The 25,810-nt window shown below is 56.5% G+C and carries 26 protein-coding genes; 19 read left to right on the top strand and 7 right to left on the bottom strand.

The window, feature by feature from the left end; translation table 11 throughout:
- Positions 1-14: 14 nt before the first annotated feature.
- Together HY010_10280 and HY010_10275 are read right to left on the bottom strand one after the other, a co-directional pair.
- On the bottom strand, positions 15-494 hold the full coding sequence (locus HY010_10280) for a single-stranded DNA-binding protein (protein MBI3476109.1): 480 nt from the start codon (positions 492-494) through the stop codon (positions 15-17).
- Between the two features lie 270 nt (positions 495-764).
- The gene (locus HY010_10275; protein ID MBI3476108.1) at positions 765-1,187 is read right to left on the bottom strand and encodes a DUF420 domain-containing protein; all 423 of its coding nucleotides are present in this window, start codon (positions 1,185-1,187) and stop codon (positions 765-767) included.
- 135 nt (positions 1,188-1,322) lie between these two features.
- Between HY010_10275 and lepB the strand changes: the two genes are divergently transcribed.
- The 7 genes from lepB (at position 1,323) to HY010_10240 (ending at position 9,047) form a co-directional block, all read left to right on the top strand.
- On the top strand, positions 1,323-1,895 hold the full coding sequence (gene lepB / locus HY010_10270) for a signal peptidase I (GenBank protein MBI3476107.1): 573 nt from the start codon (positions 1,323-1,325) through the stop codon (positions 1,893-1,895).
- Positions 1,896-2,053: 158 nt separating this feature from the next.
- Complete coding sequence (carA, locus tag HY010_10265; protein MBI3476106.1) at positions 2,054-3,193, top strand: glutamine-hydrolyzing carbamoyl-phosphate synthase small subunit; 1,140 nt, start codon at positions 2,054-2,056, stop codon at positions 3,191-3,193.
- The gene (locus HY010_10260; GenBank protein MBI3476105.1) at positions 3,183-3,671 is read left to right on the top strand and encodes a hypothetical protein; all 489 of its coding nucleotides are present in this window, start codon (positions 3,183-3,185) and stop codon (positions 3,669-3,671) included. The genes carA and HY010_10260 overlap by 11 nt, the downstream gene beginning before the upstream one ends.
- 54 nt (positions 3,672-3,725) lie before the next feature.
- Complete coding sequence (carB, locus tag HY010_10255) at positions 3,726-7,037, top strand: carbamoyl-phosphate synthase large subunit (GenBank protein ID MBI3476104.1); 3,312 nt, start codon at positions 3,726-3,728, stop codon at positions 7,035-7,037.
- Between the two features lie 171 nt (positions 7,038-7,208).
- Positions 7,209-7,763, top strand: a complete 555-nt coding sequence (locus tag HY010_10250; protein ID MBI3476103.1) for a rhodanese-like domain-containing protein — start codon at positions 7,209-7,211, stop codon at positions 7,761-7,763.
- A gap of 44 nt (positions 7,764-7,807) precedes the next feature.
- On the top strand, positions 7,808-8,338 hold the full coding sequence (locus HY010_10245; protein ID MBI3476102.1) for a sigma-70 family RNA polymerase sigma factor: 531 nt from the start codon (positions 7,808-7,810) through the stop codon (positions 8,336-8,338).
- 289 nt (positions 8,339-8,627) lie between these two features.
- The gene (locus tag HY010_10240; GenBank protein ID MBI3476101.1) at positions 8,628-9,047 is read left to right on the top strand and encodes an OsmC family protein; all 420 of its coding nucleotides are present in this window, start codon (positions 8,628-8,630) and stop codon (positions 9,045-9,047) included.
- 155 nt (positions 9,048-9,202) lie between these two features.
- Here the strand turns inward: HY010_10240 and HY010_10235 are convergent, their stop codons facing one another.
- Complete coding sequence (locus HY010_10235; protein ID MBI3476100.1) at positions 9,203-9,919, bottom strand: hypothetical protein; 717 nt, start codon at positions 9,917-9,919, stop codon at positions 9,203-9,205.
- A 142-nt stretch (positions 9,920-10,061) separates the two neighbouring features.
- Between HY010_10235 and HY010_10230 the strand changes: the two genes are divergently transcribed.
- The 11 genes from HY010_10230 (at position 10,062) to HY010_10180 (ending at position 19,566) form a co-directional block, all read left to right on the top strand.
- On the top strand, positions 10,062-11,129 hold the full coding sequence (locus HY010_10230) for a dihydrodipicolinate synthase family protein (GenBank protein ID MBI3476099.1): 1,068 nt from the start codon (positions 10,062-10,064) through the stop codon (positions 11,127-11,129).
- 245 nt (positions 11,130-11,374) lie between these two features.
- Positions 11,375-12,139, top strand: coding sequence for a PEGA domain-containing protein (locus tag HY010_10225; GenBank protein ID MBI3476098.1), 765 nt, complete (start codon positions 11,375-11,377; stop codon positions 12,137-12,139).
- An 11-nt stretch (positions 12,140-12,150) separates the two neighbouring features.
- The gene (locus HY010_10220; GenBank protein ID MBI3476097.1) at positions 12,151-12,909 is read left to right on the top strand and encodes a PEGA domain-containing protein; all 759 of its coding nucleotides are present in this window, start codon (positions 12,151-12,153) and stop codon (positions 12,907-12,909) included.
- Between the two features lie 71 nt (positions 12,910-12,980).
- Positions 12,981-13,664 (top strand): TetR/AcrR family transcriptional regulator, encoded by a 684-nt coding sequence (locus HY010_10215; protein MBI3476096.1) that lies wholly within the window; start codon positions 12,981-12,983, stop codon positions 13,662-13,664.
- Positions 13,665-13,788: 124 nt separating this feature from the next.
- Positions 13,789-14,610, top strand: coding sequence for an enoyl-CoA hydratase/isomerase family protein (locus HY010_10210; GenBank protein MBI3476095.1), 822 nt, complete (start codon positions 13,789-13,791; stop codon positions 14,608-14,610).
- Between the two features lie 88 nt (positions 14,611-14,698).
- Positions 14,699-15,874 carry a phenylacetate-CoA oxygenase subunit PaaI gene (locus tag HY010_10205; GenBank protein ID MBI3476094.1) on the top strand — a complete coding sequence of 392 codons (1,176 nt, stop codon included), beginning with the start codon at positions 14,699-14,701 and terminating at the stop codon, positions 15,872-15,874.
- 136 nt (positions 15,875-16,010) lie between these two features.
- On the top strand, positions 16,011-16,787 hold the full coding sequence (locus tag HY010_10200; GenBank protein ID MBI3476093.1) for an enoyl-CoA hydratase/isomerase family protein: 777 nt from the start codon (positions 16,011-16,013) through the stop codon (positions 16,785-16,787).
- Positions 16,788-16,789: 2 nt separating this feature from the next.
- Positions 16,790-17,206: a hypothetical protein gene (locus HY010_10195; GenBank protein ID MBI3476092.1), complete on the top strand. Its 417-nt coding sequence runs from the start codon at positions 16,790-16,792 to the stop codon at positions 17,204-17,206.
- Positions 17,207-17,323: 117 nt separating this feature from the next.
- Entirely contained in the window at positions 17,324-17,650 is a 327-nt protein-coding gene (locus tag HY010_10190; protein MBI3476091.1) for a sulfurtransferase, read from the top strand.
- Between the two features lie 525 nt (positions 17,651-18,175).
- Positions 18,176-18,640, top strand: a complete 465-nt coding sequence (locus tag HY010_10185) for a hypothetical protein (protein MBI3476090.1) — start codon at positions 18,176-18,178, stop codon at positions 18,638-18,640.
- A gap of 350 nt (positions 18,641-18,990) precedes the next feature.
- The gene (locus tag HY010_10180) at positions 18,991-19,566 is read left to right on the top strand and encodes a hypothetical protein (GenBank protein ID MBI3476089.1); all 576 of its coding nucleotides are present in this window, start codon (positions 18,991-18,993) and stop codon (positions 19,564-19,566) included.
- A gap of 819 nt (positions 19,567-20,385) precedes the next feature.
- Here HY010_10180 and HY010_10175 read toward each other — a convergent pair.
- From HY010_10175 to HY010_10165, 3 genes are all read right to left on the bottom strand, one after another.
- Complete coding sequence (locus HY010_10175; protein MBI3476088.1) at positions 20,386-21,384, bottom strand: hypothetical protein; 999 nt, start codon at positions 21,382-21,384, stop codon at positions 20,386-20,388.
- Positions 21,385-21,549: 165 nt separating this feature from the next.
- On the bottom strand, positions 21,550-22,185 hold the full coding sequence (locus HY010_10170) for a DUF2306 domain-containing protein (protein MBI3476087.1): 636 nt from the start codon (positions 22,183-22,185) through the stop codon (positions 21,550-21,552).
- 176 nt (positions 22,186-22,361) lie between these two features.
- A complete protein-coding gene (locus HY010_10165) occupies positions 22,362-22,682 on the bottom strand; it encodes a response regulator (GenBank protein MBI3476086.1) in 321 nt (106 codons plus the stop codon).
- A 523-nt stretch (positions 22,683-23,205) separates the two neighbouring features.
- Here HY010_10165 and HY010_10160 point away from each other — a divergent pair.
- Positions 23,206-23,523, top strand: a complete 318-nt coding sequence (locus HY010_10160; protein ID MBI3476085.1) for a hypothetical protein — start codon at positions 23,206-23,208, stop codon at positions 23,521-23,523.
- A 67-nt stretch (positions 23,524-23,590) separates the two neighbouring features.
- Here HY010_10160 and HY010_10155 read toward each other — a convergent pair whose 3' ends face one another.
- Positions 23,591-25,672, bottom strand: a complete 2,082-nt coding sequence (locus HY010_10155; protein ID MBI3476084.1) for a S46 family peptidase — start codon at positions 25,670-25,672, stop codon at positions 23,591-23,593.
- Between the last annotated feature and the right edge of the window lie 138 nt (positions 25,673-25,810).

Here is a 25,810-nt window from a genome sequence, read left to right as displayed (position 1 = left end):
TCGGAAGACCGCGCTTAGAACGGAATATCCTCATCCGTAATCGCCGACGCTCCCATGGGCGCATGTTCCGGCTCCGGCACGCTCTGATCGAAGTTATTGCCACTGGACGCACTTCGAGATCCGCCTGCGTACTCGCCGCCGCCACCGCCTTCACCGCGTCCGCCCAGCAGGACCAGATCACTAGCGACAACTTCAGTCATATATTTCTTCTGGCCAGTCTGCTTGTCGTCCCACGAGCGCGTCTGCAGGCGGCCTTCGATGTACACCTTGCCGCCCTTCTTCAGATACTCTCCAGCGATCTCAGCCAGCCGCTGCCAGAGCACGACATTGTGCCACTCGGTGCGATCCTGCCAGTTGCCGTCTTTGCTTTTGAAGCGCTCATTGGTAGCAAGCGTGATCTTCGCCACGGGCGTCCCCTGCGGCGTGAACTTCACTTCCGGATCCTTCCCCAGGTTTCCAATCAAGATAACTTTATTGACGCTTTTGCCGGCCATGATTGCGCGCTCCTTCGAGAGAACTGTCGTCCAAGACGCTCACTATAGCAGAATCGCGCCTGTGCGAGGCTGTGTTCGGTGAACATGAAATTTGTGATGAATTCGCGGAACCCCGCCACTCGGAAACCTGTTCCAAACGCCGTCGAAGAGTAGGTAGGTAGTCCGGTCGACACACCAGCCGCGCAGCGGCGGCACAGGAAAGCCCGGCACGGTAGTGCCGGGTTAGGGAGAATATCCGAGCGAGTCCCTTCAGGGACGGCACCGCCACCACTACACAAATACCCGGTACAGCATGACGTAAATCACCACCCCCGTCACGGACACATACAGCCATAACGGAAACGTCCACCGCGCAATCGCCCGATGTAGTTCAAACCGCCCGCGCAAAGCGCGGCTCAACGTGATCAGGACCATCGGCACGATCGCTGCCGCGAGAATGGTGTGCGTCGTCAAAATAGTGAAATAAACCGGCCGCGACCATCCCGTCCCGCGAAAATGTACCGACCCCACGTGTGCGTGGTAGTAAAGATAGGAAACCAGAAACAGGGACGAAGTTGCCACCGCCGTCAACATCACCGCCCGATGTGCCGCTATCTTGCCTCGGGAAATCAGCGTTCGCCCAACCACGAGAAGCACCGCACTGCTGCCATTCAAGGTCGCGTTAACCACAGGAAAAATCGAATAGTCGGCCATAAAAAATATTGCAGAGGTTAGAGGTCAGATTGTAGAGGTAAAAAGGGGGCACTACCATCCGTCGGCGGAAGCCGAAGGCTCTGACCTCTGCAATCTGACCTCTAACCTTTGACCTTAAGATAGAATGTCCCCACGATGACCACTGTGGAAATCCCGCAGCCGCCCGACCCGGCGGCTCCTCCATCCGGGACACGCCACCTGCCGGTTGTTGCCGTCTGGGTACGCGACTTGATGGTCTCGCTGGCCATTTCCGCGTTCATCATCATTTTTCTCTACCAGCCTGTGAAGGTCGAAGGCACCAGCATGATGCCTGGCCTCGAAGACCAGGAACGCATCTTCGTCAACAAATTTGTGTATCGGTGGGAGCCGATCGCGCGCGGCGACATCGTCGTCTTTCGCTATCCTCGCGACATCTCGAAGAGCTACATCAAACGCGTGATCGGGGTGGCCGGCGACCGCATCCGCATTGATAGCGGCCAGGTCTACGTCAACGGCCAAGCCGCCGAAGAGGATTATGTTCCTTCCGACTACGCCGATGCCCGCTCCTACCCTGAGATTACGGTTCCTGTGAATTCCTTCTTCGTCCTCGGCGACCATCGCACCATGTCGAACGACAGCCGCGACTTTGGCCCTGTCAACGAACGCTTTATCTACGGCAAAGCGGTCTTCGGATACTGGCCGATGGAGAAACTGGGAAGGCTGAGATAGGGCAGGTGTCAGGTGTCAGGTGTTAGGCCTCAGGCAAACCAACTGCCGCCGGCGCCGCAGGATTTTCCTGACACCTAACACCTGAGACCCAGCACCTTTCTTGTTTTCCACACACACATCCCTGCTAGAATTCATAAAATCCACTCCCAGGAGTTCCAATGCAAGCAATCCTTGCACTCGAGGACGGTAAAGTCTTCCGAGGCAAAGGTTACGGTGCCAAGGGCGAATGCTCCGGCGAAGTTGTTTTTAATACTTCCATCACCGGCTATCAGGAAATTTTCACCGACCCTTCCTACGCTGGACAGATCGTAGTTCTCACCAATCCTGAAATCGGCAACTACGGCACCAATCCCGAAGACAACGAGTCGACCCGTCCTTACATTGAAGGACTGATTGTCCGCGAGTTTTCGAAGGTCAGTTCGAACTGGCGTTCGCAACAGGTTGCCGACGAGTACATGGAGCAATTCAAGATCCCAGTCCTCGCCGACATCGACTCACGCGCCCTGGTGCGCCACCTGCGCGACAACGGAGTCATGCGCGGCGTGATTTCGACGCTCGAAGCCGACACCGACAAACTCGTTGCCAAGGCCCGCGCTATCCCGAAAATGGACGGCACCGACCTGGCCAAAGTCGTCAGCACCAGCCACACCTACGTCTGGGAAACCGGCGAGCGTTCCCATCTGCCCGATGAAGTCGTCGGAGTGAAAGACGAACAGCCTCGTTTCCACGTAGTCGCCTACGACTTCGGCATCAAGCAGAACATCTTGCGCAAGCTGCGCGGAGAAGGATGCAAAGTCACCGTCGTCCCCGCGCAGACGCAAGCGGAAGACGTACTCGCCTTGAAACCCGACGGAGTGTTTCTCTCCAACGGCCCCGGCGATCCCGAACCCTGCACTTATGCGGTCGATAACATTCGCCGCCTCATGGGACGCATTCCAATCTTTGGCATCTGCCTCGGCCACCAACTCACCGGAATCGCCGTAGGCGGCAAAACCTTCAAACTGAAGTTCGGACACCACGGCGGCAACCACCCCGTACAGCAAATCAAGTCCGGCAAAATCGAAATCACAGCGCACAATCACAATTTTGCCGTCGACCCCGATTCGCTTCCGCAAAGCGAAGTCGAACTGACGCACATCGATCTAAACGACAACACACTCGAAGGCATGCGCCACCGGAACCTGCCGCTCTTCACGGTGCAATATCACCCTGAAGCAGCGCCCGGGCCACATGACTCGCATTACCTGTTCAAGGATTTTGTGAAGATGATGGAGGAGTGCAAACCCAGTGGTCCGTGATCAGTGGCCAGTGGCCAGCGGCAGAAGAGTTCGAAAGGTGATGGGGATACTGGGGCTGATTCTGGTAGTTCAGGCGTCATATTCACAGGAGAAGAAACCGTGGAACGTGGATCAAATCTGCGGTCGGGTTGAATACCTGAAACGGATTCCGGAGAAGAAGCACACAGACAACTACTCCGAGAAGAGGAAGAGCCTGAAAGATGTACCGCTGGAATTGTATGAATCCAGTGAAAACCAAGCGTGTTGTGAAGGATTGAAGAGCGTTGGCTCCTATGTGTCAGGGAGGAACGGGCAATTCGAATTTCGACCTGAAAAACCAGGTCACTATTGGCTAACTGCGAAATGGAATGGGAAAGAATACAACGTTGGCGTCGTCTATGAACCGCAAAAGAAGTCCTCGACGCTTTGTTCGCAGCAAGGGCTTCAGATCGAAGATGATGGAAGTGCGAGTTGGTGGATTACTGTAACTGTGGATTGAAGGCGCGCAGCGCCAACTGACAACTGACAACTGGCCACTGACAACTGATTTCTAATGCCAAAACGAACCGACATTTCGAAAATCCTCATCCTGGGCTCTGGCCCGATCGTCATTGGACAATCTGCCGAGTTCGATTACTCCGGCACGCAGGCCTGCAAGGCGCTCAAGGCCGACGGCTTTGAAGTCATCCTCGCGAACTCGAACCCGGCCACGATCATGACGGACCCTGAGTTGGCCGATCGCACCTACATCGAACCGCTCACGCTGGAATATCTCGAAGAGATCATTCGCATCGAGCGTGCCATGTCGCCGAACGCCGGATTCGCCGTGCTCCCCACAGTTGGTGGACAGACCGCGCTCAATCTTGCCATCGAACTCGCCGATGGCGGCGTGCTTGAGAAATACAACGTCAGCCTGATCGGCGCGCAGATCAGCGCCATTAAGAAGGCTGAAGACCGTCTCTTCTTCAAAGACGCCATGCAGCGCATTGGCCTTGACGTGCCGAAGTCCGCGCTCGTTAACAATCTCAAGGACGGCCTCGAATTCGCCGGCAAGATCGGCTTCCCGGTCATCATCCGTCCCAGCTTCACTCTGGGCGGCACCGGCGGCGGCATTGCGTACAACCGCGAAGAGTTAATGGAAGTTCTCGCCCGCGGCCTCGACCTTTCTCCGGTCCACGAGTGCCTGATCGAAGAATCTGTTCTCGGATGGAAAGAATACGAACTCGAGGTAATGCGCGACACCAAGGACAACGTCATCATCATCTGCTCGATCGAGAACTTCGACCCGATGGGCGTCCACACAGGAGACTCCATCACGGTCGCGCCCGCGCAGACTCTCACTGACCGGGAATACCAGATGATGCGGGACGCCTCGCTTGCCATTATCCGCGAAATCGGCGTCGAGACCGGCGGATCGAATATTCAGTTCGGCGTGAACCCATCCACCGGACGGATGGTCATCATCGAAATGAACCCGCGCGTATCGCGGTCGTCCGCACTCGCGTCCAAGGCCACGGGCTTCCCGATCGCCAAGATTGCGGCGAAACTCGCGGTCGGCTACACACTCGACGAGATCCCGAACGATATCACCCGCAAGACTCCAGCTTGTTTCGAGCCCACGCTCGATTACGTTGTTGTAAAGATTCCCAAGTGGCAATTCGAAAAATTCCCCGGCGCCGACGAATCGCTTGGACCGCAAATGAAGTCGGTCGGCGAAGTGATGGCCATCGGCCGGACATTCAAAGAAGCTTTGCAGAAGGGAATCCGCGCGCTCGACACCGGTAAGCGCGTTGGCTCAGGAAAAATCGAGCCCAAGATTCTCACGCAGCGCCTCGTGACGCCGCATCCCGAGCGCCTCGCCTACGTGCAGTATGCAATCCGCCAAGGCTATCCCATCAAGCAGATTGCGAAGATGACGTCGATCGATCCGTGGTTCCTCTACCAACTCAAAGAGATTAACGACATGCAACTTGAGTTGGAGAAGCATCCGATGGAGTCAGTCCCAACCGAAATCGTGCGCGAAGCCAAGCGCATGGGATTCTCCGACGGACGCCTCGCCGGAACCTGGCGTCTCGATGGCAAAGGCGGACAGGAAAAAGTTCGTCACTTCCGCCAGAAGCACAAGCTGAAGCCGGTCTTCAAACGCGTCGACACCTGCGCCGCTGAATTCGAAAGCTTCACTCCGTATCTCTATTCCACCTACGAAGAAGAAGACGAGGCCGCGCCCACCGCGAAGAAGAAAGTCATAATCCTTGGTTCAGGCCCGAATCGCATTGGGCAGGGAATTGAATTCGATTACTGCTGTTGCCATGCCTCGTACGCCCTGCGCGAAGACGGCTACGAGACCATCATGATCAACTGCAATCCTGAAACGGTCTCCACCGACTACGACACCAGCGATCGCCTCTATTTCGAACCGCTCACGCTCGAGGACGTGTTCGCTGTGTGCGAACACGAAGCGTCCGGTGGCGCGCCGGTCGGCGTGATCGTCCAGTTCGGCGGACAAACTCCGCTCAACCTGTCGCTGCCGCTCAAAGCCGCAGGCGTAAACATCATCGGCACCTCGCCCGAGTCGATCGATCTCGCCGAAGATCGCAAGCGCTTCGGCAAGTTGCTCGAAGAACTCAATATCCCGCAAGCTCCCGGCGCGATGGTCACGTCTCCCGAAGAAGCGGTCGAAGCCGCGCGTAAGATCGGATTCCCGGTCCTCGTCCGCCCCTCCTACGTTCTCGGCGGACGCGCCATGGTGATCGCCTTCGACGAAGATTCCATCATGCAATATATGAAACAGGCGGTCGAGTATTCCCACGACCGCCCCATCCTCGTCGACAAGTTTCTGGAGAATGCCATCGAAGTGGATGTCGACGCGCTCTCCGACGGGGAAGACGTTGTCATCGGCGGAATCATGCAGCACATCGAGGAAGCCGGCATCCACTCCGGAGACTCTTCCTGCGTGCTGCCCGCTGTCGATATTCCCGAAGCGCAACTCAACGTGATGCGCGACTACACTTTCAAACTCGCGCGCGCCCTGAAAGTCGTCGGACTGATGAACATTCAGTTCGCGATTCCTCGCGGCGTGGGCTCGCAGAATCACAGCGACAATCCCGACGGTGCCGTCTACGTCATCGAGGTCAACCCGCGCGCCTCGCGTACCGTCCCTTACGTCTCGAAAGCCACCGGCGTGCCGCTCGCGAAGATTGCCGCGCGCCTGATGACTGGCCGCAAGCTCCGCGAGTTCCTCCCCGAATTTGTCGAGCGCGGCGCCGACCTCGACACCGGCCGCTGCTTCTACGTGAAGTCTCCAGTATTCCCGTGGTCGAAATTCCCCGGCGTCGATACCGTGCTTGGCCCCGAAATGCGCTCCACCGGCGAAGTAATGGGTGTAGCCGACAACTTCGGCGAAGCCTTCTACAAAGCGCAGCTCTCTGCCGGACAAAAACTTCCCACGCAAGGCACCGTGTTCATCAGCGTCAACGATCAGGACAAACCGCACGTCGCCGAAGTCGCCCGCCGCTTCTTCGAGCTCGGATTCAAGCTCGTTGCCACGCACGGCACCGCCGATCTGATCGAAGGTTCCGGCCTGCCGGTCGACCGCGTGTACAAGGTGAAAGAAGGACGCCCCAATCCCGTCGATCTGATCAAGGCCGAACGCATCCAGTTGATCGTCAACACGCCCCACGGTCCCGATCCCTACTTCGACGAAAAGGCGATCCGCCGCGCCGCCGTGACCGCACGGATTCCAACCCTCACCACCCTTTCCGCCGCCCGCGCCGCCGTTGACGGTATCGCTGCACTGCAGCGAGGAGAAGTGCGAGTCCAGGCCCTGCAAGCCCTGCACGCGGAAAGAGCCGCGACTCGGAGCTAGCCGCAACCCGGAGCCAACAGGTCGCGCAAAGCTCGAATGTTGCAATTGCGTTTGGGTGGCACAGCGGTTCACCGCTGCGATTGAAGCCGTGTTTGCAATCCGGCTTCAGCCGCTGAGGCCACCTCTGAATCCTTTTCCAGAATCCTGCGCTCTTCCTATATAGAGGTTCTCGTGAGCGCAATCAGCATCGACACTGCATCCAGCTTGTACTCCCACTCCAATGGCCCCGCCGAATTGCAATGGATCGACGTCCGTTCCGCCACCGAATATTCCTCCGGGCACGTCCCCCGCGCGGTCAACATTCCCATGGACCAGATCGAAGCTCGGCTCGACGACCTGCTCCCGAATGTCCCCGTTCTGCTCATCTGCCAGTCAGGCAAACGGGCGCGTATGGTCGCCGGACTTCTCGAACCTTGCCGCAAAGACGTAAGCGTCCTCGAAGGCGGCACTGCCGCATGGCGTAGTGCAGGCCTTCCGCTCGTCGTGAACACCAAGTCGCGCTGGTCTCTGGAGCGTCAAGTCAGACTGGTTGCAGGACTCCTTATCCTCACTGCTCTTCTCCTAGCGGCAGCCATAAGCCCCTATTGGCTCGGACTCGCCGCATTCGTCGGTCTCGGCCTGACCTTCGCCGGAGCGACCGACCTTTGCCTGACGGCCGCTCTGCTCCTGAAACTTCCGTGGAATCGAAGCCGCTCCACCGCTGTTACCCAAACATGCACGATGTAACCGCCATCACAGACAGCTGTCTTGTTCCCTTCGATGATAGGGGTGTGAACTTCGAGTCGCTCGTCAACCAGCACAAAGACGCCGTGTACCGCCAGATGATTCGCGTCTGCGGAAATCGCGAAGACGCCGAAGACGTGCTGATCGACGCTTTGTTCAAGGCGTACCGGAATCTTGGACAACTGCGCGAGGCCGCCGCCTTCCGCGCCTGGCTGGCCAAAATCGCCAACCGTGTCTGCTGGCAACTCCGCAAGCGGGATGCTCTGCTTCCGATCCTGCAACTCTCCACCCTGGAGCAGGAAGGCAGGGAACTCGCTTCCGAGGATGCACCCGTCGATTCCCAGGTCGAGCTCGCGCAGATGAAAGCACTGTTGCGCGGTGCCATCGCAACCTTGCCCGAACCATACCGGCAAGTCTACGAATTACGCGACCTGCAAAATCTGGACGGTCCCGAAGTTGCGAAGAAGCTACAACTCTCCACCGCCGCCATGAAGTCGCGCCTGCATCGCGCGCGTGCCCTGGTGCGAGAGCAACTGGACGCAGCGCTACAGCGTGAGCAACATGAGTCGGTCATCTGAGGATTTGCTTTTGGATTGCGCATCGGTCATGAGCATTTGATTTTGAACGGTGCAGCGGTCACATGAGGATCTGCTTTTGGACGGCGCATCGGCGACATGAGGATTTGCTCTTGGACGGTGCATCGGTCAACCGAGCATTTGTTCTTGGTGGTGAATCGGTGAGGCGAGGATTGGCCTTTAGGTGGCGCATTGGTCACATGAGGATTGGCTTTTGGGTGGCGCAGCGGTTTACCGCTGCGATAACGCATTCATATTTGAGCGGCTTTAGCCGCTGAGGTCAGGAGTTCATATGGAAGTTTCAGTCGAACATCTCGGCGCAGTTCAATTCGAAATCAAAGCTCGCCAGCACACCATCGCATGCGATCAACCCTCAGAAAACGGCGGATTCGACGAAGGCATGACCCCGCCCGAATTGCTCCTCGCATCCCTGGGATCGTGCGCCGCCTTCTATGCCGCCATCTATTTACGTAAGCACAAACTCGCCGAGCAGGGAGTCCGCGTCCGGGTTACTGCTGAAAAGAAGAAGGACCCTCCCCGCATGGACGACTTCCGCATCTCCATTGACGCGCCGATTGATCTCGCCCCCAACCACCTCGCCGGACTCGAGCGTTCCGTGCATCAATGCTTGATTCACAACACGCTGCTGAATCCTCCCTCGATTGCGATCGAGATCAAAGCGGGAATCGCGGCAAGTCCTCTCACTGTCTAGCAGGCCCCAGAAACACTTGGCGCGACCGAGGTGGCGCGGCCCAGGATTTTGGGTGGCGCAGCGGTTCACCGCTGCGGATAAGGCTTTGTTTTGAATTCGGCTTCAGCCGCTGAGGCGCTCGATTCCGAAACGACTTTTTCCGCAATCGTCCAGGGCTATAGGAGCATCCGTTGCACAAAATGCGCCCACAGGGATGATTCAGCGAAGGGGAACACCAGAAAGATCGAGCCAATCACCAGCGCTCCGCCCCAGCCGAACGCCGGATGCAGTCGCCGGTTTCTGATGGTATCCACGATCACGCAGACCAGTATCAACGAGATGTTGATACTGATTACCACGAGTACCTTGCCTTCAATCACCGGCAAGCGCACCACCGCCGGACCCAGCACCGTCAACATGGCTAGCGTCATCAAGCGCTTGTGGTAGTCGGTGCGACGCCGCAGATAGACGGCGGCGGTGATCAGCACCACAAAGACCAGCACAATCGCAAACAGTTGCAGGCCCAGCAGGAAGGGTCCTTCTTTTGAATCTGGGTTCGCCATCAGACGACGATGTGCAAGGCCAATCGCGACCATCGTCGCCAACACCGCGACCCCACCGGCAAGAAATACTCCCGCGATTCCCAGTCTCCGATGCAGCGCCACACGATTGCTCGCCACCAATCGAACCTGCATAATAAACAGCGCATACCAGAGCGTCATCACTGCGCCATGCATGTGCACCAGCAAGGGCAGGGAGGAAGCGCCGAAGAGGCCCTTGAGATAGTAGGTCCGGGAGAACCCTGCAAAAACAACCAGGGCGAGAATCAGCGAAACTGCGCCGTAGAAGCGATGGTCCGCGACGAGTTTGGGCTTTGTGATCGCGATCGACATGGGCAAAATCACAAATAACGATGCGCATCGTATCACATGCCCTTTGTGCGTGCACTCGGCGGTACGGAGTACCGGATGACACGCTATCCCCGCTCAGCGTAATCTGATTAGTCTCATAAACTGCTGCTCGCGGGGTCCAGTCATGCTGCTTCACGGAATCTTTCCTCCCATCTCAACGCCCTTCTATCCCGACGGTAACGTCTATCACAAGAAGCTTGAATCCAACGTGGAGCGTTACTCCCGCACGCCCGCTGCCGGCATCGTCGTGCTGGGATCAACCGGAGAAGCCATCCTGCTCTCCGATCACGAACGTCGTGATGTCTTGAAGACCGCGCTCGCCGCTGCGGCCCCGAACAAAGTCATGATTGCCGGCACGGGCATCGAATCGGCGGTTGAGACTCTTAAACTCACCGACTACGCTGCCGGACTCGGGTACGACGCCGCCATGGTGCGCACGCCGCATTACTACAAGAAGCAGATGCTCCCTGCAAACATCCTCGCGTTCTATCGCACCGTGGCCGACAGTTCTCCTCTACCGATTGTTATTTACAACTTTCCGCAAGCCACTGGATACGACATTCCCGCTGAGATCGTTGTCGAACTTGCCGGCCATCCCAACATTGTGGCGATCAAAGAATCGAGCGGAAATCTTGAGAAGGTCAAGCAGATGGTTGACGGCACGCGCCAGATAAAGCGTTCCGCCGTCGTCACCGAGACCTTCGACGCTGTCACTCCGCGCATGCTGAAAGCGGCGGCCTCCGACACTTCCCATGGCGGACAAATGGTTTCCGTCGAAAGCCTCGGCGGCACAACCAAGCCTTCCTCGGCGGCTGTGTCTGTCGTCGGCAAACTGAAGACGCGTCAAAAAGAAGTTGGCTTCCAGGTCATGGTCGGCGCCGCGCACCAGTTGGAGCCGTCGCTTGCACTCGGTGCGGTTGGCGCGATCCTGGCGTTCGCATGTCCCGCTCCGATGGCCTGTTACGAAATCTATGCTGCCCTCAAGGAAGGCGACATCGCCTTGGCTCGCGAAAAACAGGAACGCGTCAAATTGGCGGCCCAGCGCGTCGTCGGAGACCTCGGCGTCCCAGGCGTAAAGTACTCCATGGACATCAACGGCTACTACGGAGGCCCCGCTCGTCTGCCATTGCTTCCGCTAACCGCAGAACAGAAGTCAGAGATCGACAAACTAATGGCCGGAATCAAAAGTTAAAAGATGTGGAGCGGGCGCCCTCGCCCGCTGCAGTTGCAGTTGTTCTTGCAGTTGTACTTGTTCTTGCACTTGCACTCGTTGTTGCCGCTGCAGTTGCCGTTGCCGTTTCTCGCCCCTCGACTTATTAGTTGCTCCTGTTTTGGCGGTATGCCACAATCTCGCCCATGGTACGCACGCGCGCCTGCTTACTGAGCCTGTTTGTAATTTTTTTATCCGCCCACTTACTGGCCAAAGACGAGCCAGCCATGGTTCTGCTATGGCCCAGCCAGGACAGCCCAACTTTGAAGCTGACCTTCGGCCGTTTTCGTAATCTAGGCGGCTTCGAGGGCAAAATGTCGCTGATCACCGATGTAATCGTGGAGAACCTCTCGTCCAAGGTAATTCCCCAGGCATCGTTTAGCGTTTCCTTGCTTGATAGAGACCGCATCAGAATCGGCAACGGTCTTCTGGTCGTCAACGACCTGAACCCGGGAGAATCCGCAAAAGTACAGTTCCAGTGTGAATCTGTCGGACCTCCTGCAACGCTTTCGATCGGAGCCAAGAACACCGGAGGCGTACCGACTTCCTTTAAGACGATTCCGCTCCAAGTCATTTCCACTCCAGCAGGAGCCAGCCTGAAAGTCGACGGTAAGGATGTTGGTCTTACTCCAACCACGCTCAACTTGACCGTAGGCAACCATAACCTTGAGTTGCAAAAAGACGGTTACGCTCTGACCACCACCCCAGTCGATATCGCTGCCGACGACGCGCCTTATGGCAGTATCAAGATCACTCTGGGCGGGCTGTCCAACGACATCGTGCAACTGCGCGACGGCTCTAGCCTCAATGGGGACGTGATGTCGATGAGCCTCGACTCCATCGTCCTTCGTATCGATGGCAAAGATCGCGCCATCGACCGCAATCAGGTCAGCAAGATATTTCTCGTAGAACGCATCCTCACCCACGTGGCTCCCGCTGACGACAGTAAGACGAAAACGCCGGATACGCAGCCGCAGACTCCGCATCACTAGATCGAGGAAAAATGCTCAAGAACCTATCTCTCGCTTTGCTATTGGCCTTCGGTGTCTCGTCGCTCGCCGCCAAAGACACTCCCTTTCAGGTGCTGTCTTGGCCGGAGTCAGGCCAGCCCGCCGTGCGGCTGACATTTGCCAAATTCAAGGAAGTCGCCGTTATGGGGAAGGAGCACACCTACATCTGCGACACGATGGCTGAGAATGTCTCCGACAAGACGTTGGCAAACTTGAACCTGTCACTCTATGTCTTCGACAAAGCGAAAGCGCGAATCGGCGACGGCTACATCAATCTCGCAAACGTTCCCGCAGGCCAGATCGTCAAGTTTCAGATCACCCTCACCGCCTCTGGAACTCCGGCTTCGCTAGCGGTTGTAACATCGGCTCCGCGCACCGTCTCCATGACCATCAACTCCGTTCCGCAAGGTGCGCTGCTTCGAGTCGACGGAAAGGAAGCAGGAACCACTCCAAAGATTGTCGAACTCATGAATGGAAAACACATTCTCGAATTCAGCAAAGAAGGGTTCAATTCAGGGAAGTTCCCACTTGAGATAACATCTCACGACACCTCTGGGGGCAATGTCAGCTACGAACTGGGAAGTGCTGCCCACGACACGATCGAACTCAGGGACGGTTCCATTCTCTCGGGCGATTTGGTCTCCGTAAGCGGCATGGAGATTCAGGTACGCATCGGAGGCAACAGCCAAACCTTTAACCGAAACCAGGTGAAGAGAATCCTGCTGACCGAGCGGGATCCAGCCACCCCCTGAACTCGCGTCACACCCACTTGTGATCCGCCTCACAAATCCGTATAATTCATTCGAACGAACGTTCGAACATAATGCCTCGTCCCGCAACACCTCGCGCACCCGGACGTCCCCGCCGTGGAGCGAGCCCAGTCTCTGACGCTCGCTTCCATCGCCGGCTTGGAGAAGTGCTGGCGCATGCTACGGAAGTATTCTGCGAGAAGGGATACGAGGGCGCATCGATGCGCGACTTGTCCCGCGCTTCCGGCATGTCGCTCGCGGGCCTTTACCATTATTTCCAGTCGAAAGAGCGGCTTCTCTACCTGATTCAAAAACACACCTTCACAACCATCCTTGAAAAACTCAAGGCGCGATTGGATGAGGGCGCTGAACCTGAAGAGCGTATTCGAGTGTTCATCCTGAATCATCTGGAATATTTCCTGGTTAACCAGCAGGGCATGAAGGTTCTGTCACACGAAGACGAAGCTCTAAAGAATGGATTAGGATCCGAGATCGCCGCCATCAAGCGCGAGTACTACCGCATCTGTCTGGGCATCATGGAATCTCTTAAACGAGAACGCGGCCTCGACTTCGACGCACGCACCGCCGTCATGAGCCTGTTCGGAATGATGAACTGGATCTATACCTGGTACAACCCGCGCGTCGATGGCGGCGCCCGGGAACTAGCGCAGCGCATGGGCGACATTTTTCTTCGCGGCATCACCAACGGCACGAAACGTCTTGCACCGAGGAGAGGCAGAACGCGACACAAGCCTTGATTTTTATTCTGTCATCCCGAGCCGTCCGCAGGCGAAGCCGAGGACGAGCCAGGGATCTGCAGTAAGCCTGGCAACTAATCTTGCCGGCTAAAAAAGGAAATCGCAATCACGAAGGAGCACACTCATGGCCACCACCACGCAGCCCGCCACCAGCGAAGCGAGCAAGACCCTCATCAACTACCGCACCGACGGCGGCGTCGCTGTGATCGAGATGAACGATCCGCCTGCCAATACCTACACCTACGAGATGAATCGTCAGTTCGACGAAGCCATCCTCAAGGCCCGCATGGACAATGATGTTTACGTGATTGTCCTGACCGGAGTTGGCGACAAGTTTTTCTCCGCCGGTGCGAATATCAAAATGCTGGCGAGCGTCGACCCGACCTTCAAGTATTACTTCTGCCTGCACGCCAACGAGACGCTGCTTCGCCTGGAGCATACGCCGAAGCTTGTCATCGCGGCCATCAACGGACACTGCGTCGGCGGCGGACTCGAAATCGCCATGGCTGCTGATCTCCGCATCGCCCGCAAGGATGCCGGCAAGATCGGATTGCCCGAAGTGAATCTCGGTGTACTCCCCGGAACCGGCGGCACACAGCGCCTCTCCCGCATGGTAGGGAAGAGCAAGGCCATCGAACTGATGGTTACCGGGAATACGTTCTCGTTTGAAGAAGCAAAAGAGTTCGGCATCGTCAACGATATCTTCGAGCGCGAGAACTTCATGGACAACATCATGGAATACGCGCGCCAGTTCACGCCGCCCAACAAGGCCGCCAAGGCCGTCGGACGCATCAAACGCGCGGTCCAGACGGGATGGGAGATTCCCATGGAGTCCGCATTGGCCGTGGAGCGCGAAAATCAGCAGATCCTTTTCCAAAGCGACGACGCCAAAGAGGGACTCGCAGCTTACGTTGAGAAACGTCCGGCAGTCTTCACAGCGAAATAGGCAAACAGGATTCACCACAGAGTCACAGAGAAGACAAACCCAAGAATCTGATTTTCTCTGTGACTCTGTGGTGAAAAGGGGTTGAGCAATGCCAGGTAAAGTAGCGAAGATTGGAAGCTTCAGCGATTGGGTCGGTCTCTTTGATGATTGGCGCAAAGAGATTGGCGTCAACCAGGATGACGTCTCGTCGTTTCACTTCGACACGCTCTACGGCGCCGTGGAGACCGATGACATCCAGTTCGGCTCTTACAAAGGCCGCCGCAAGTGGGAGAACATTCGACAAGTCCCCACGCAGCAGATGCGCGATGCGCTAATGAACATGATCGTCTACCAGGGCGATACGGAATTCGCATCGGTCGAACAGCAGAGGAACCTGTTTGAATCCGCGCCCAGCGACTGGGATCGTCGCGCCCTCACGCGCGTCATGATCGAAGAAATGCGGCATGGCTGGCAGATGTGCGCATTACTCATCGACTTCTTCGGATCGTCCGGCAAAGTGGAAGCACAGAAGATGCTGGAGCGACGCGCATTTGAGAATCAGCGACTGCTCGGCACCTTCAACGTAGACATCGACAACTGGTTGGACTTTTTCACCTACACAGACTTCGTCGACCGTGACGGAAAGTTCCAATTGCAAATGTTGAAGTACTCTTCGTTTGCGCCGCTGGGGCGATCGACTTCCTACATGCTGCGCGAAGAAGCGTTCCACATGGGCACAGGCAATGACGGCCTGCGGCGCGTGGTGGAGGCGGGAGTGATCCCGCGCTGGCTGATGCAGAAGTATTTGAATAAATGGATTTCCAGTTCCTACGATCTGTTTGGCACCGATCATTCCTCATCGGCGCACTGGGCGTATGTGTGGGGCATCAAGGGCCGTTACGATGAACCGCAGAACGAACACACGGCGGACCTCGACGACCTCAACGATTACAACCGCCATCTTTATCACAAAGAAGTTTCCGGGTTGGTCGAGCGCCTGAACACTTACCTGAAGCCGGGCGAGAAGAAGTTCTATACGCCCCACATGCAATTCAACCGGAACATCGGACGGTGGGCAGGGAAGAAGTTCCATTGCGAAACCGGCGAACCCCTGGACGACCGCGGGTACGAACAGCATTGCGAAGAGACTTTGCCAGGAGCAAAAGACAAGGTGCTTCTGCTTGACATCCTTCGCAACGAAAAGAAGTGGATCAAAGAAAAAGAAGGCGCCCGCGATCCGCTGTCGACTATCGGCGAGCCGCGGAAATCGGCGATTAATATTTAGGTTTCGTTTGACGCTATGTTCCACGTGGAACGTTTTGATGGCGTTATTGTACTTACATAGTTGCATGTATATTCCTCGTATCCGCTAGAGTGGTGGGAGGTTGTAGCGATTCTCCCGATCCTAAGGAAAACCACGCATGGAAGCACTTTCTAAGAGCCGGGTCACGATTCAGATTGCGCCTCCGGTGGCGAGGTTGCGGCTGACAAACGCTCCTTTGAACGTGATCGATATCCCGATGATGCGGGAACTTTCCGAGTTACTAGCCGAAGTCGAAGGCCGGGATGATGTTTCGGTCATCCTGTTTGAGGGCGATGCGCGGGCGTTTTCTGCGGGAGTCGATGTGAAGGCTCATCTGCCGGAACAGGTCCGCGAAATGCTCACCGGGTTTCATGCGGTGATCCGGGCGGTAGTTGGTTCGCGAAAGATCACGATCGCGGCGGTGCAGGGAGCATGCTTTGGTGGAGGCGCCGAACTGGCTGCGGTGTGTGACATGGTGTTCACGGCACGCGATGCGCAGTGGGGATTTCCGGAAATCAAGCTGGGATGTTATCCGCCGGTGGCGGCGGTCGCGCTTCCGGCGCTGGTCGGGCAGAAACGCGCAACGGAATTGATCCTCACCGGGCGCCAGATCAGCGGGGATGAGGCGGTCGCGATTGGGCTCGCGAACCGTTCGGCTCGCAGCGAAGAACTGGGTGCCGTGGTTGAGGAAACTATCGGTGAGATCAAAAAGATGAGTCCGGCGGCGCTCGCGTTGGCGAAGAAATCCATTTATGCTTGGGATGCCATTCATTTTGACAAAGGGCTGGCGCGGGCAGAGAAGATCTACCTGGAAGAACTGATCGCGACCGACGACGCCCGCGAAGGCATTGCCGCATTTCTTGAAAAGCGGCCAGCGCAATGGTCAGGCAAATAGATTTGACGAATAGCAGCGCGACGGCAGAGCGTCCGTACAATTCGGGACACCTGATGTGCCGGGCTTCGGGCTGGGGCCTCATGGGCTTTCTTGCCTGCGCGTACTTCGCTTGGATTTCTTTCGCGCACATCCTGCGCGGTGAATACGATTGGCCGCATGACAACTGGACCGCCGCGACGTATGTGGTCTGGATCGTTCTTCTGGTCGGACTCATGCTCGACACGCATTGCCTGCGTGAGCGCATGTTTTTTGGAGTGCTGGTCGCAAATTTCCTGGTTGGCTTTGGACTGACGGTTTGGCATTCAGTTCCGTCCCAGCAAGTGCACAATGCGCGCCTCGGCACCGGTGTGTTGTGGAGCGTGGCGGCACTACTCAGCCTGGTGACGATGGGGCGGTCGGATGCGGCGGGTCGCAAGTGAGCGCCGTTCGGGCGGAGCGAATTCGTAGGTTTTCTGTGACCCGGCACTAATCCTGCCGGGCTTTCTTATGCCGCCGTTTCGCGGATGGCTATCCTGAAGGTAGTTTGGTGAGGACGCATGCTGGATCTTGAGATTTCCTGCGGACAAGTGAAGTTGCTGCAAAAGAACAGCGAGCCATTCACGCTGGTCGATGTGCGCGAAGCGTGGGAATTGGAAGCTTCGCGTCTGGACGGTGCAAGACATATTCCGATGGGAGACATCCCGACGCGGGCGCATCAGGAACTTAATCCCGAAGAGCACATTGTTGTGATGTGTCATCGAGGAATGCGGTCGTTGAGTGTCGCGAACTGGCTTCGGCAGCAGGGATTCGAGAAGGTGCAGTCCATGCGCGGCGGGATTGATGGCTGGGCGCGGACGGTTGATCCGAAAGTGCCCTTGTATTAGAGATGAGTGTCCGCGATGTGATGGCACGGACCTCGAGTCAAACCACTTCACTGCCAACTGTATTGCCTCCCACTTCTCGCAACAAACGCGAGAAATGGGGCACCCTGAGTTAGAGACTGGTTCCGGAGAAGCGGGCCACCCGCCCGCCACGTCCTTAGTATGAGAGATGGCGCAATGGGAGTTTTTAGAGAGATGTACGGGCAAAGGAGCTTTGCTTCCGATCGGGAATACAAAGAGCTACGTCGTATGCTGTCTGAGGCAATTTCAAGAGGCTACGTCGAACAGGTTCCAGTGATGAAGCCCAATCGTTTTGCGCCTACACAGGAGTGGTTTCGGGACAAGGAAACTGGCGAGATCTATTCCCTGGACCAACCGGAGGAAACGAACCGAGGCTTATGGGAAGGTCAATGCCGAGGACCTCATTGACCCCGGCGGGCGGACACAGTGAACGAGAGAAATGGGCACCCCGAGTTAATATTGGGGGAGAAGCGGGCCACCCGCCCGCCAACAGTACGGAGCGGCTGGATGACGATTCCGGAACGATCTGGGGAACCCGCTGCCGAAGAATCATCAAAACAAGAAAGTCTTCGGCGTCTCGATCGCGCCTATGCCTGCTACGTCTACATTGGCCTCTTCGCGATCGCCTTGCTAGCCGTTGTGACCGTTCCTGTTCCCACACCCGACGCAAGAGAAGGTTATGGAATGGCTCTCGTCTTGCCGGGCACCGTCCTGCCAATCGTATTCGTGGCTGCTATGGTGCTGACGGCGAGATTGCGGCGTCACAAACCGTTGGCGCTTCTTGGCCTATCCACTTTGTTTCTGCCTTTCCTTGTTTTCGCCGTTGGTGGCTGCTGTTCCGAGAGGGTTTCCGACATTGCCAGGAATGTCGTCGTCGGAATCTACGGAGTCGGCGCTGTCCTGGTTCCAGTTTGGTGGTTCACGTCTGGCAGGCGACGCTACCGGGAATCACTCGACGGCAATCCACAGTGACGACAAAATGTAATCAGGCGATTACACCAACTACGCCCCAAGCCTGCACCTGTTCGAGGAAGGGCACACGCTTTAGAGTAGAGTCTGACAAGCTCTTATGCAGTGAGGGCCACACCGCACACTCGTGACGAATCAGGAAAACAGGGAGCGGTGGAACGGACCCCACTTCTCGCAAAGAGCGCGAGAAATGGGGCACCCAGTGTATTCATGATAACGGAGAGGTGGGCCACCCGCCTGGCGAAGTTAGTTGGAGTGTTGCAGGGTTCGTAAGAGTCAGCGCGCGTGGCAGTCTCAGTCGTTTCTTCGCCATACTGCTGCCGTACAAATGATCGAAATTGAGGTAACGCGTCATGTCGTCTCGACTTGCTCTCTCCGATCAGGAACTTCTCGACTACTCAGGTGAGCACCTGCTGTATGAGGTTCAGATGTTCCAATGGATGACCAAAACACTGCTCACGAAGAGTTCTGAATTCGAGGCATTGGAACGTTGTGCGTTGATCGAATCATTTGCCATCCACCTTCGCAACCTGTTTGAGTTCTTTTACCACCAGAGTCCGAGAGACACGGACGTGGTTGCCGCCGACTACTTTGACGACCCCGCCTCCTGGAATGGGACGCCCTCGCCTGTGCTGGTCGCAGCGAGAAAACGGGCGGACAAGGAAGTCAGCCACCTGACACTCCAGCGAAAAGATGCAGCCGACCTAGACAAGAACTGGCCGATTGGAGCCTACTTCAACGAGATGCGGTCCACCGTGCAAGAATTCATAGCGACTGCCTCGCCCAAGAAGCTACACGTCCGCGTCAACGAATGGGTCAACCTGACGTATCGTGACCGGCCACAGCTCATCTTGGGAATCGGGCCGGTTAATGCGTCGACGGCAACGATAGACAAGTTCCTGCTAGTTCTGAAGGACGTGACGGAATAGGACACAAGTGCGACACACCTGAATCTATTCGTGCTCGCCCTCCCTTCGGGCCGGGGCTCAATGTGACCTGTGGGTCAATGAGTGTAATGGCGATTTAACGATAACTAGGTGTGTGTTTGGCAATTTTGCTTTCACCTGCTGCTTTCTCGGTAAGCCGCAAATGATGCAAGTAGCAGAGAAATCAGCGCCCACAAGCTAGGTGTCGTGTGATGCCAGGCATGGAATCTAATTTTCAGCAGCCCCATGAAGAAACTGAGCGAAAAAATGAACACAAAAGCAGCCATCGGGCGCACGTGTTCTGAAGAGGACGTCGAGTGTGTTTTTCTTTTTTCATACCACAATAAAAGTAAAACACCGATCACTATCCCGCCCCACAGCCAGGGCGAACCCTCCCAGCAAGATCGGGCTTCGCCACTCTAGTCAGTGGAGGTTTTGGTATGGAAGCCGCGTTCTTTAAGTTCGCCTTCATCTTTCTGATGGGAATTGCCATGCTTGGGCTCTTAGCGATGGCGACTGCTATTATCGTGGTCGGGGTAAAGACCGTATGGCTGTGGCTCAGGGCGCACTTGAGAACTGCTAACACGGCTGCTAGGTGATTGCTTGTTGATGTAAACAGGCGATTACACCAACTACTCTGCGCATCCCTCGCTCACCCGCCCCACTCGCTAGCGCGCGGGCCATGGGCCAAATCAAAACCATAGGGGGTGTAGCCGAATTTTTCCCGAAGTGTACTACCCCCTCATCCGTTTGACCCCAGTTTTCACCCGCCAGTGAGATCAAAACCTTCCCCTTACTGCCATCATGACCGGGGCCCCGTCTCTATTGTGGCGTCAGGAGCCATGAGCCCGGGCCATTCGCGGCGATCTGGCCGGATTCGTTAATTCCGGTCGCACCTCTCGGCAGTCCAATTTTCGGAACTACCAGCAACCCTAATTTTTGAGCTGCGCCGCCATGCTTCCAGATCACGCTGAAACCCTTTAGAGTTCCTTGCTTCAGGGCAAAACTGATACCGACAACATCGCCACTGTTGTTGATTGCGCTCGCGATACTCGCAACATTGCGAGGGAGCGCTCCCAGGTCCTTCATGCCAGCGGTTGGACTCCAGAGGAAGGCGTGGAAATAGTTGTCCTGCGGGTTGGTGAATGTTCCGACCACCTGATCGGAGTCGTTGATCGCCCAGGCTTGACTTGCCGAGGCTTGGCCAAGATCAAGCTCTTTCATTCCGTCCTGGGCGGTCCAAATAAAGGCGCGCCCAATATTCTCGCCAGAACGCGTCGCGGTGCCCACTACGTGTCCGGCAGTATTGATTCCATTGGCAGTACTGAATGAACCGCCTAGCGTGCCAAGATCCTGCATCCCGCCGGCCTGCGTCCAAAGAAAGGCGTGGAGTGTGTTTCCGAACAGTCCCCCAACGACCTCAGTGTGGTCATTGATTGCGTTTGCCTGACTACCGGCACCGAGCGCTCCCAGATCGTGCATGCCGGTATCGGAGCTCCAAAGAAATGCGTGGTAAGTCGACTTATCCGCCAACACGGAGTACCCGACTACTTGGCCGAGATTGTTGATGGCGAAGGCCTCCGCGTAATGGCCTCCTAGATTTCCAAGGTCAAGGGGATTGCTGTTGTTAGGCTGCCATAAAAGTGCGTACCGAGGGGAAATACTGGCCCCGCCAACGGACATCCCCGAATTGTTAATTCCATTCACGGATATTTGGCGGCCCCCGTTCAATCGTCTCGCGGTGTAGTGCTGGGCCCACAGGTTGACGCTGAGCAAAAGCGTGAAGAGGAATAGGAGAATACGAACATGCAGGGATTTCATGGCTTGGTTCACTCCTTCGATGGCAGTTCAGCGACGAGAGTCCGGGGGAGAATGGAACTTGGGTCTATCCAGGAGAAACTGATTCCCAAGGAAAATATATTCGAATGGAAACCCTGTCAAGCGCAAGACCGTGGCCGGGTAAACGACCGGCCCGATCAAGAACACTTAACGCGCAGCCACCGGGACCTTAGATACAGCGGGGCGAGAGCGCAGTTGCTCCTGCAACTGAAGCGCGACGTCGGCCAGGAGTAACGAGAAGGCGAGGCAGACCCATACCACCGTTTCGACTGCGGTAGGGCCGAGTTTGTCCCAGCCGGTCACGCCGAGGATGAACCGTACTTCGGCAAAGACCAGAGACACGGCCAGGCTTCGAGTCATCCATTGACGATGTTGCTGGACTTTTCCTTTGAGGATGAAGGAAAAAGCGATGAGGGTGGTCGTGATCCACAGAGCGGCGTCCACTCCCGCTGCGATGGAGAAAGACCTTGTCCCGCCGGTCCGTTCCTCCACATACTGGATGTAGATGCCAAGTGGAGCGGCAATGCACGCTCCGGCAATGTAGATCCTCCCAACGACTCGATGAAGCTTGGTAAAACGCTGGCGAAGACGGTCGGAGAACTGCATCGGGCCAAGCAGGAGGGCACAGGCTCCGGCGACGCCATGCGGCAACAGCCACCATTTGAATGGCTGGTAGTGCTGCCAGATCGGATGGTTCGGGTTGATGAGGAAGCTCTCGTTGTGTTGGAGAACATAGGCGAACATCACGCCTATGAAACCGAACAACAAATATTTCGGTTTCATCCAAGCGGCGCGTTGGACGGTGACGGATGTGGTGGCGATGGCAGACCCCCGGGGACTGAGACGATTTTGCGGATGAGTGTACAGGTAAGGATTACGGTTGTCGCGGACATTCTTGGCGGGCAACAAACGACGACAGTCAATGGCGTGCAGGAGGGGTCAAGGCCAATGTGAGGGGGTTACCTAAGAACAACAGCATCAACCAGCTGGCGGGTTTCATCCGGGACGTCGCTCCCCGAAAACATCACAATCAAGGCTCGCGGCTGGCAACGCTTGATGGCAACCGCGACGTGGTGTCCACTCATTTCAGGCAGGTGGTAGTCGAGGACTACCGCGTCAAGGTCGAACATCGATGCAAGTCCAATGCCTTGGGCGGCAGACGACGCCGTCAAAACCGCGTAGCCTGATCGTTCCATGAGTGATTTCAGGTACGCGAGGGTTGCGTCGTTTTCGTCGATGCAGAGGATCGTGCGCTTCGGAACACGATACGCTTGTCCCAAGTTTGCCTCCAACGTGGGTAGCTAACCTTACGACAGGTGAAGATCATCAGGCTGAGCTTCCATAACTGGCCCGCTACCGAGGTACGCTGGGCCCCAATTCACCGTAAGGAAAGGCGCGATTGTCGACTAAAACAGCAACCCAGTCTGTTCAAAATTGCACACTGTGGGGATTGGTCGCATAGTTCACCGAGACCCTTTCCAGGTAAGACTACTGAGCGTACATAACTCAGGTTACTGTGTGCTGCTCCATGGACTCGATATGGCATAAGCGCCGCCCAACAATCATTGACTGCGGCGTTGATGATTTGTTGCAGGAATGGTAGTAAGCTCACGTGTACCTGATCGGGGGAAACTACGATCAGCAGGCTACCCACGAAAGTAGTGAGTGATTTGCGGGGGTACAGTGATGACCGATTTCAGTACTCCACCCGGTGCATCGCCGCATTCTGGTTTCTCCATCGACTTTGACCCGCGCTGTAGAGTGCTGCGGATATCCCCATTCGGCGTTCTTAGGAACGAGACCGTGTCCACCGCTGATGCAGCGGTAAGACAGTTTCTTGCCGATGAAGGCGCTGACTTCGGAATCTTTGACTATTCCGCTGTAACCGAGATTCGAGTCACCTCTACCTACGTGCAGTCGTTTGCGACCAAAGATCCTGCCCATCCTCCAATGAAGCTCCGTGTTGCCGTGGCACCGCAGACAGTAGCTTACGGCCTGAGTAGAATGTATGGCCTGTTGATCGAAGGAAAGCGGTCAGACTATCAAGTTGTTCGCACCCTGAAAGAGGCGGAAGAACTCATTGGCTTGGGGACGCTTGATTTCACTCGGAAGCTGCGTTGATTTTTCCCAAGGTTGTGCAAAGAGACGCGGCGAACCGCGTCTCTATGCGATTTCTTTCCACGACGATCTATTTCCTGGCGGCGGCCTTGGCTCCAGTCAGTTCGTCTGCCAGGGCATTCGCTCCGTAGACTTTGCGCAGGGCTTCGATGATGCCGCGGGAATCGACGGTGACGGCTCGTCCCTGACGCTCGTCGAAGAAAAAATTCCAGACCAGCGACTGGATGTTTCCGTCGAAAATGATGCCAACGACCTCTGCGGCCTTATTGACGGTCGGACTGCCGGAATTGCCGCCGATGATGTCCGCGGTGGAAACGGTGTTCATCGGAGTGGAGAGTTTGAGCTTGGACTTCATCTTGATCCAGCTCTCGGGCAGGGTGTAGGGTGCCTTGCTCTGGTGCTCATCGGCGTGCTGGAAGGCTCCGCCCATGGTGGTGAAGTAGGGAATCTTCTTGCCGTTTTCTTCGTAGCCCTTCGCGGCTCCATAGCTCAAACGCAATGTAAAGGTAGCGTCCGGAGGCTGGGTAAAGCCGCTCTGTTCGAAACGGGCCTTGGCGATGGTCGAGCCTTCGCGGCGCTCAACGGCTTCGACTTCGTCGTCGTAACGCTTACGAAACGAGCGCGCGATCGGGTCGACGTTGCGCAAGATCACGATCATGGGATCGGTGCTGGCCGCTACGGCAGCTTCGCCACCTTCGTAGAGCTGTTTGCGAACGGCTACGTCGTCGAGTTTGGTGCCTTCGAACGCGTTCCTGGCCACTTCTTCAGGCGACTTGCCGGCTAAAACGGCTTTGACGGCAGGATTGTCTGCGCCGAGCGCTTCCTGCATCTGGGCAAGGGAGTCGGCGAACTGAAGTTCCTCGAAGTTCTTATAGATGGGAGCGCTGGTGAACAGTCTCTGTTCGAGGGAAGCCAGGGCCGAATCGCGGAATTCGCGCAGGCGCTCGCCGTTGGGCTTGGGCTTTTCCTCGGCGGCGCGGACGATCCAGCGGGCGAACTGCGCCAGTTCCGAGTTGAAGCCGCGAAGCCGTTCGGTGTAGAGATGCGGGGCATAGATTTCCGTCTCGACCTTCATTGCCTTTGCGATTTCTTCCCACGGATTCTTACTTTGCGGATGCTTATCGAGATACTTCTTTTGCTGTTCGCGTTCGGATGCGTCCTTGGCCGACATCGCAGCAGTATCCTGCAGGCCTGAGAAATATCCGGTGATCGCTTTCTGAGAATTTTGATATCCGAAGATTTCTTCCTGCGCGATGCGGGCGTTCTCGGGAGACTCCGCGCTGAACTTCTGGAAAAGGGTGATACGGCGTTTGTAGCTCGCCAGACGCGAAGGGTAGTCGACATTCTTGAGGAATTCCAACTGCGCCGCGGTCTTCAGTCGATCGGTATTGCCAGGATGTCCGGAGACGAAGATCAGTTCGCCGTCCTTGACGCCGTTCTTTGACCATTGCAGGAAATTCGTGAGGTGAGCGGGCTTGTCATTCTCATAAATGCGGAAGAAGGTGATGTCGAGATCGTATCGAGGATACGTAAAGTTGTCGGGGTCGCCGCCGAAGAAAGCCATTTCAAATTCGGGCGCAAACACGAGGCGGACATCCGTGTATTTCTTGTACTGATAGAGGTGGTAGACTTCGCCGGAATAGAGCGTGACCACGTCGCAACGCAGTTGTGTTGCCGTCGAACAGGTCTTTTCGATCGCGCTCATGGCGGCGCGCTGGGCCTGGGCGGCTTCGGCGGCAGGCATGTCCGGAGTAGTCGCGGCTTTTACCTTGGCGGAAACGTCCTCGATCCCGACCAGCACGTTCAACTCAAGGTCGGGACACTTCGCTTCGTCGGCCTGGGTCTTGGCATAGAACCCGGTCTTCATATAGTCGGTGCCGGCTTTGCTGAGCTTCTGGATACAGTCGGCTCCAACGTGATGATTGGTGAAGGTCAAGCCGTCTTCGGAGACGAATGATCCCGAGCCGCCGTTATTGAAGCGGACGGACGACATCTGAAGATGGTTGAGCCAGGCGTCGGTCGGCAGGAATCCGTAGGTGGCCTTGACGCGGTCTTTCGGGAATGCGTTGAACAGCCACATGCCTTCGTCTGCAAGGGCCGCGGGTGCAAGCGTAGTCAAAACTATTGCGAGGATCAGGAATCTGGATTTCATGAAGGTCTCTCCATCGATGAAGAAATAGGATTTCCGCCGAGGAACCATGCGTACTTTGGGTAGGGGCGCAACCCATAAATATACGCCGAACGGCGATGAACGGCCACGGGAGTGGATGGAAAGTAGTGCGGCTTTGGC

It is taken from the genome of Acidobacteriota bacterium (genome assembly GCA_016196065.1).
Lineage (GTDB): Bacteria > Acidobacteriota > Terriglobia > Terriglobales > Acidobacteriaceae > Acidiflorens.
This window is presented reverse-complemented; position numbering and strand designations above follow the sequence as displayed.

Coding starts and splice junctions, on each gene's coding strand:
- HY010_10280 (MBI3476109.1), bottom strand. CDS start 494: ATGGCCGGCAAAAGCGTCAATAAAGTTATCTTGATTGGAAACCTGGGG.
- HY010_10275 (MBI3476108.1), bottom strand. CDS start 1,187: ATGGCCGACTATTCGATTTTTCCTGTGGTTAACGCGACCTTGAATGGC.
- lepB (MBI3476107.1), top strand. CDS start 1,323: ATGACCACTGTGGAAATCCCGCAGCCGCCCGACCCGGCGGCTCCTCCA.
- carA (MBI3476106.1), top strand. CDS start 2,054: ATGCAAGCAATCCTTGCACTCGAGGACGGTAAAGTCTTCCGAGGCAAA.
- carB (MBI3476104.1), top strand. CDS start 3,726: ATGCCAAAACGAACCGACATTTCGAAAATCCTCATCCTGGGCTCTGGC.
- HY010_10240 (MBI3476101.1), top strand. CDS start 8,628: ATGGAAGTTTCAGTCGAACATCTCGGCGCAGTTCAATTCGAAATCAAA.
- HY010_10235 (MBI3476100.1), bottom strand. CDS start 9,919: ATGTCGATCGCGATCACAAAGCCCAAACTCGTCGCGGACCATCGCTTC.
- HY010_10230 (MBI3476099.1), top strand. CDS start 10,062: ATGCTGCTTCACGGAATCTTTCCTCCCATCTCAACGCCCTTCTATCCC.
- HY010_10225 (MBI3476098.1), top strand. CDS start 11,375: ATGGTTCTGCTATGGCCCAGCCAGGACAGCCCAACTTTGAAGCTGACC.
- HY010_10220 (MBI3476097.1), top strand. CDS start 12,151: ATGCTCAAGAACCTATCTCTCGCTTTGCTATTGGCCTTCGGTGTCTCG.
- HY010_10215 (MBI3476096.1), top strand. CDS start 12,981: ATGCCTCGTCCCGCAACACCTCGCGCACCCGGACGTCCCCGCCGTGGA.
- HY010_10210 (MBI3476095.1), top strand. CDS start 13,789: ATGGCCACCACCACGCAGCCCGCCACCAGCGAAGCGAGCAAGACCCTC.
- HY010_10205 (MBI3476094.1), top strand. CDS start 14,699: ATGCCAGGTAAAGTAGCGAAGATTGGAAGCTTCAGCGATTGGGTCGGT.
- HY010_10200 (MBI3476093.1), top strand. CDS start 16,011: ATGGAAGCACTTTCTAAGAGCCGGGTCACGATTCAGATTGCGCCTCCG.
- HY010_10190 (MBI3476091.1), top strand. CDS start 17,324: ATGCTGGATCTTGAGATTTCCTGCGGACAAGTGAAGTTGCTGCAAAAG.
- HY010_10185 (MBI3476090.1), top strand. CDS start 18,176: ATGACGATTCCGGAACGATCTGGGGAACCCGCTGCCGAAGAATCATCA.
- HY010_10180 (MBI3476089.1), top strand. CDS start 18,991: ATGTCGTCTCGACTTGCTCTCTCCGATCAGGAACTTCTCGACTACTCA.
- HY010_10175 (MBI3476088.1), bottom strand. CDS start 21,384: ATGAAATCCCTGCATGTTCGTATTCTCCTATTCCTCTTCACGCTTTTG.
- HY010_10170 (MBI3476087.1), bottom strand. CDS start 22,185: ATGAAACCGAAATATTTGTTGTTCGGTTTCATAGGCGTGATGTTCGCC.
- HY010_10155 (MBI3476084.1), bottom strand. CDS start 25,672: ATGAAATCCAGATTCCTGATCCTCGCAATAGTTTTGACTACGCTTGCA.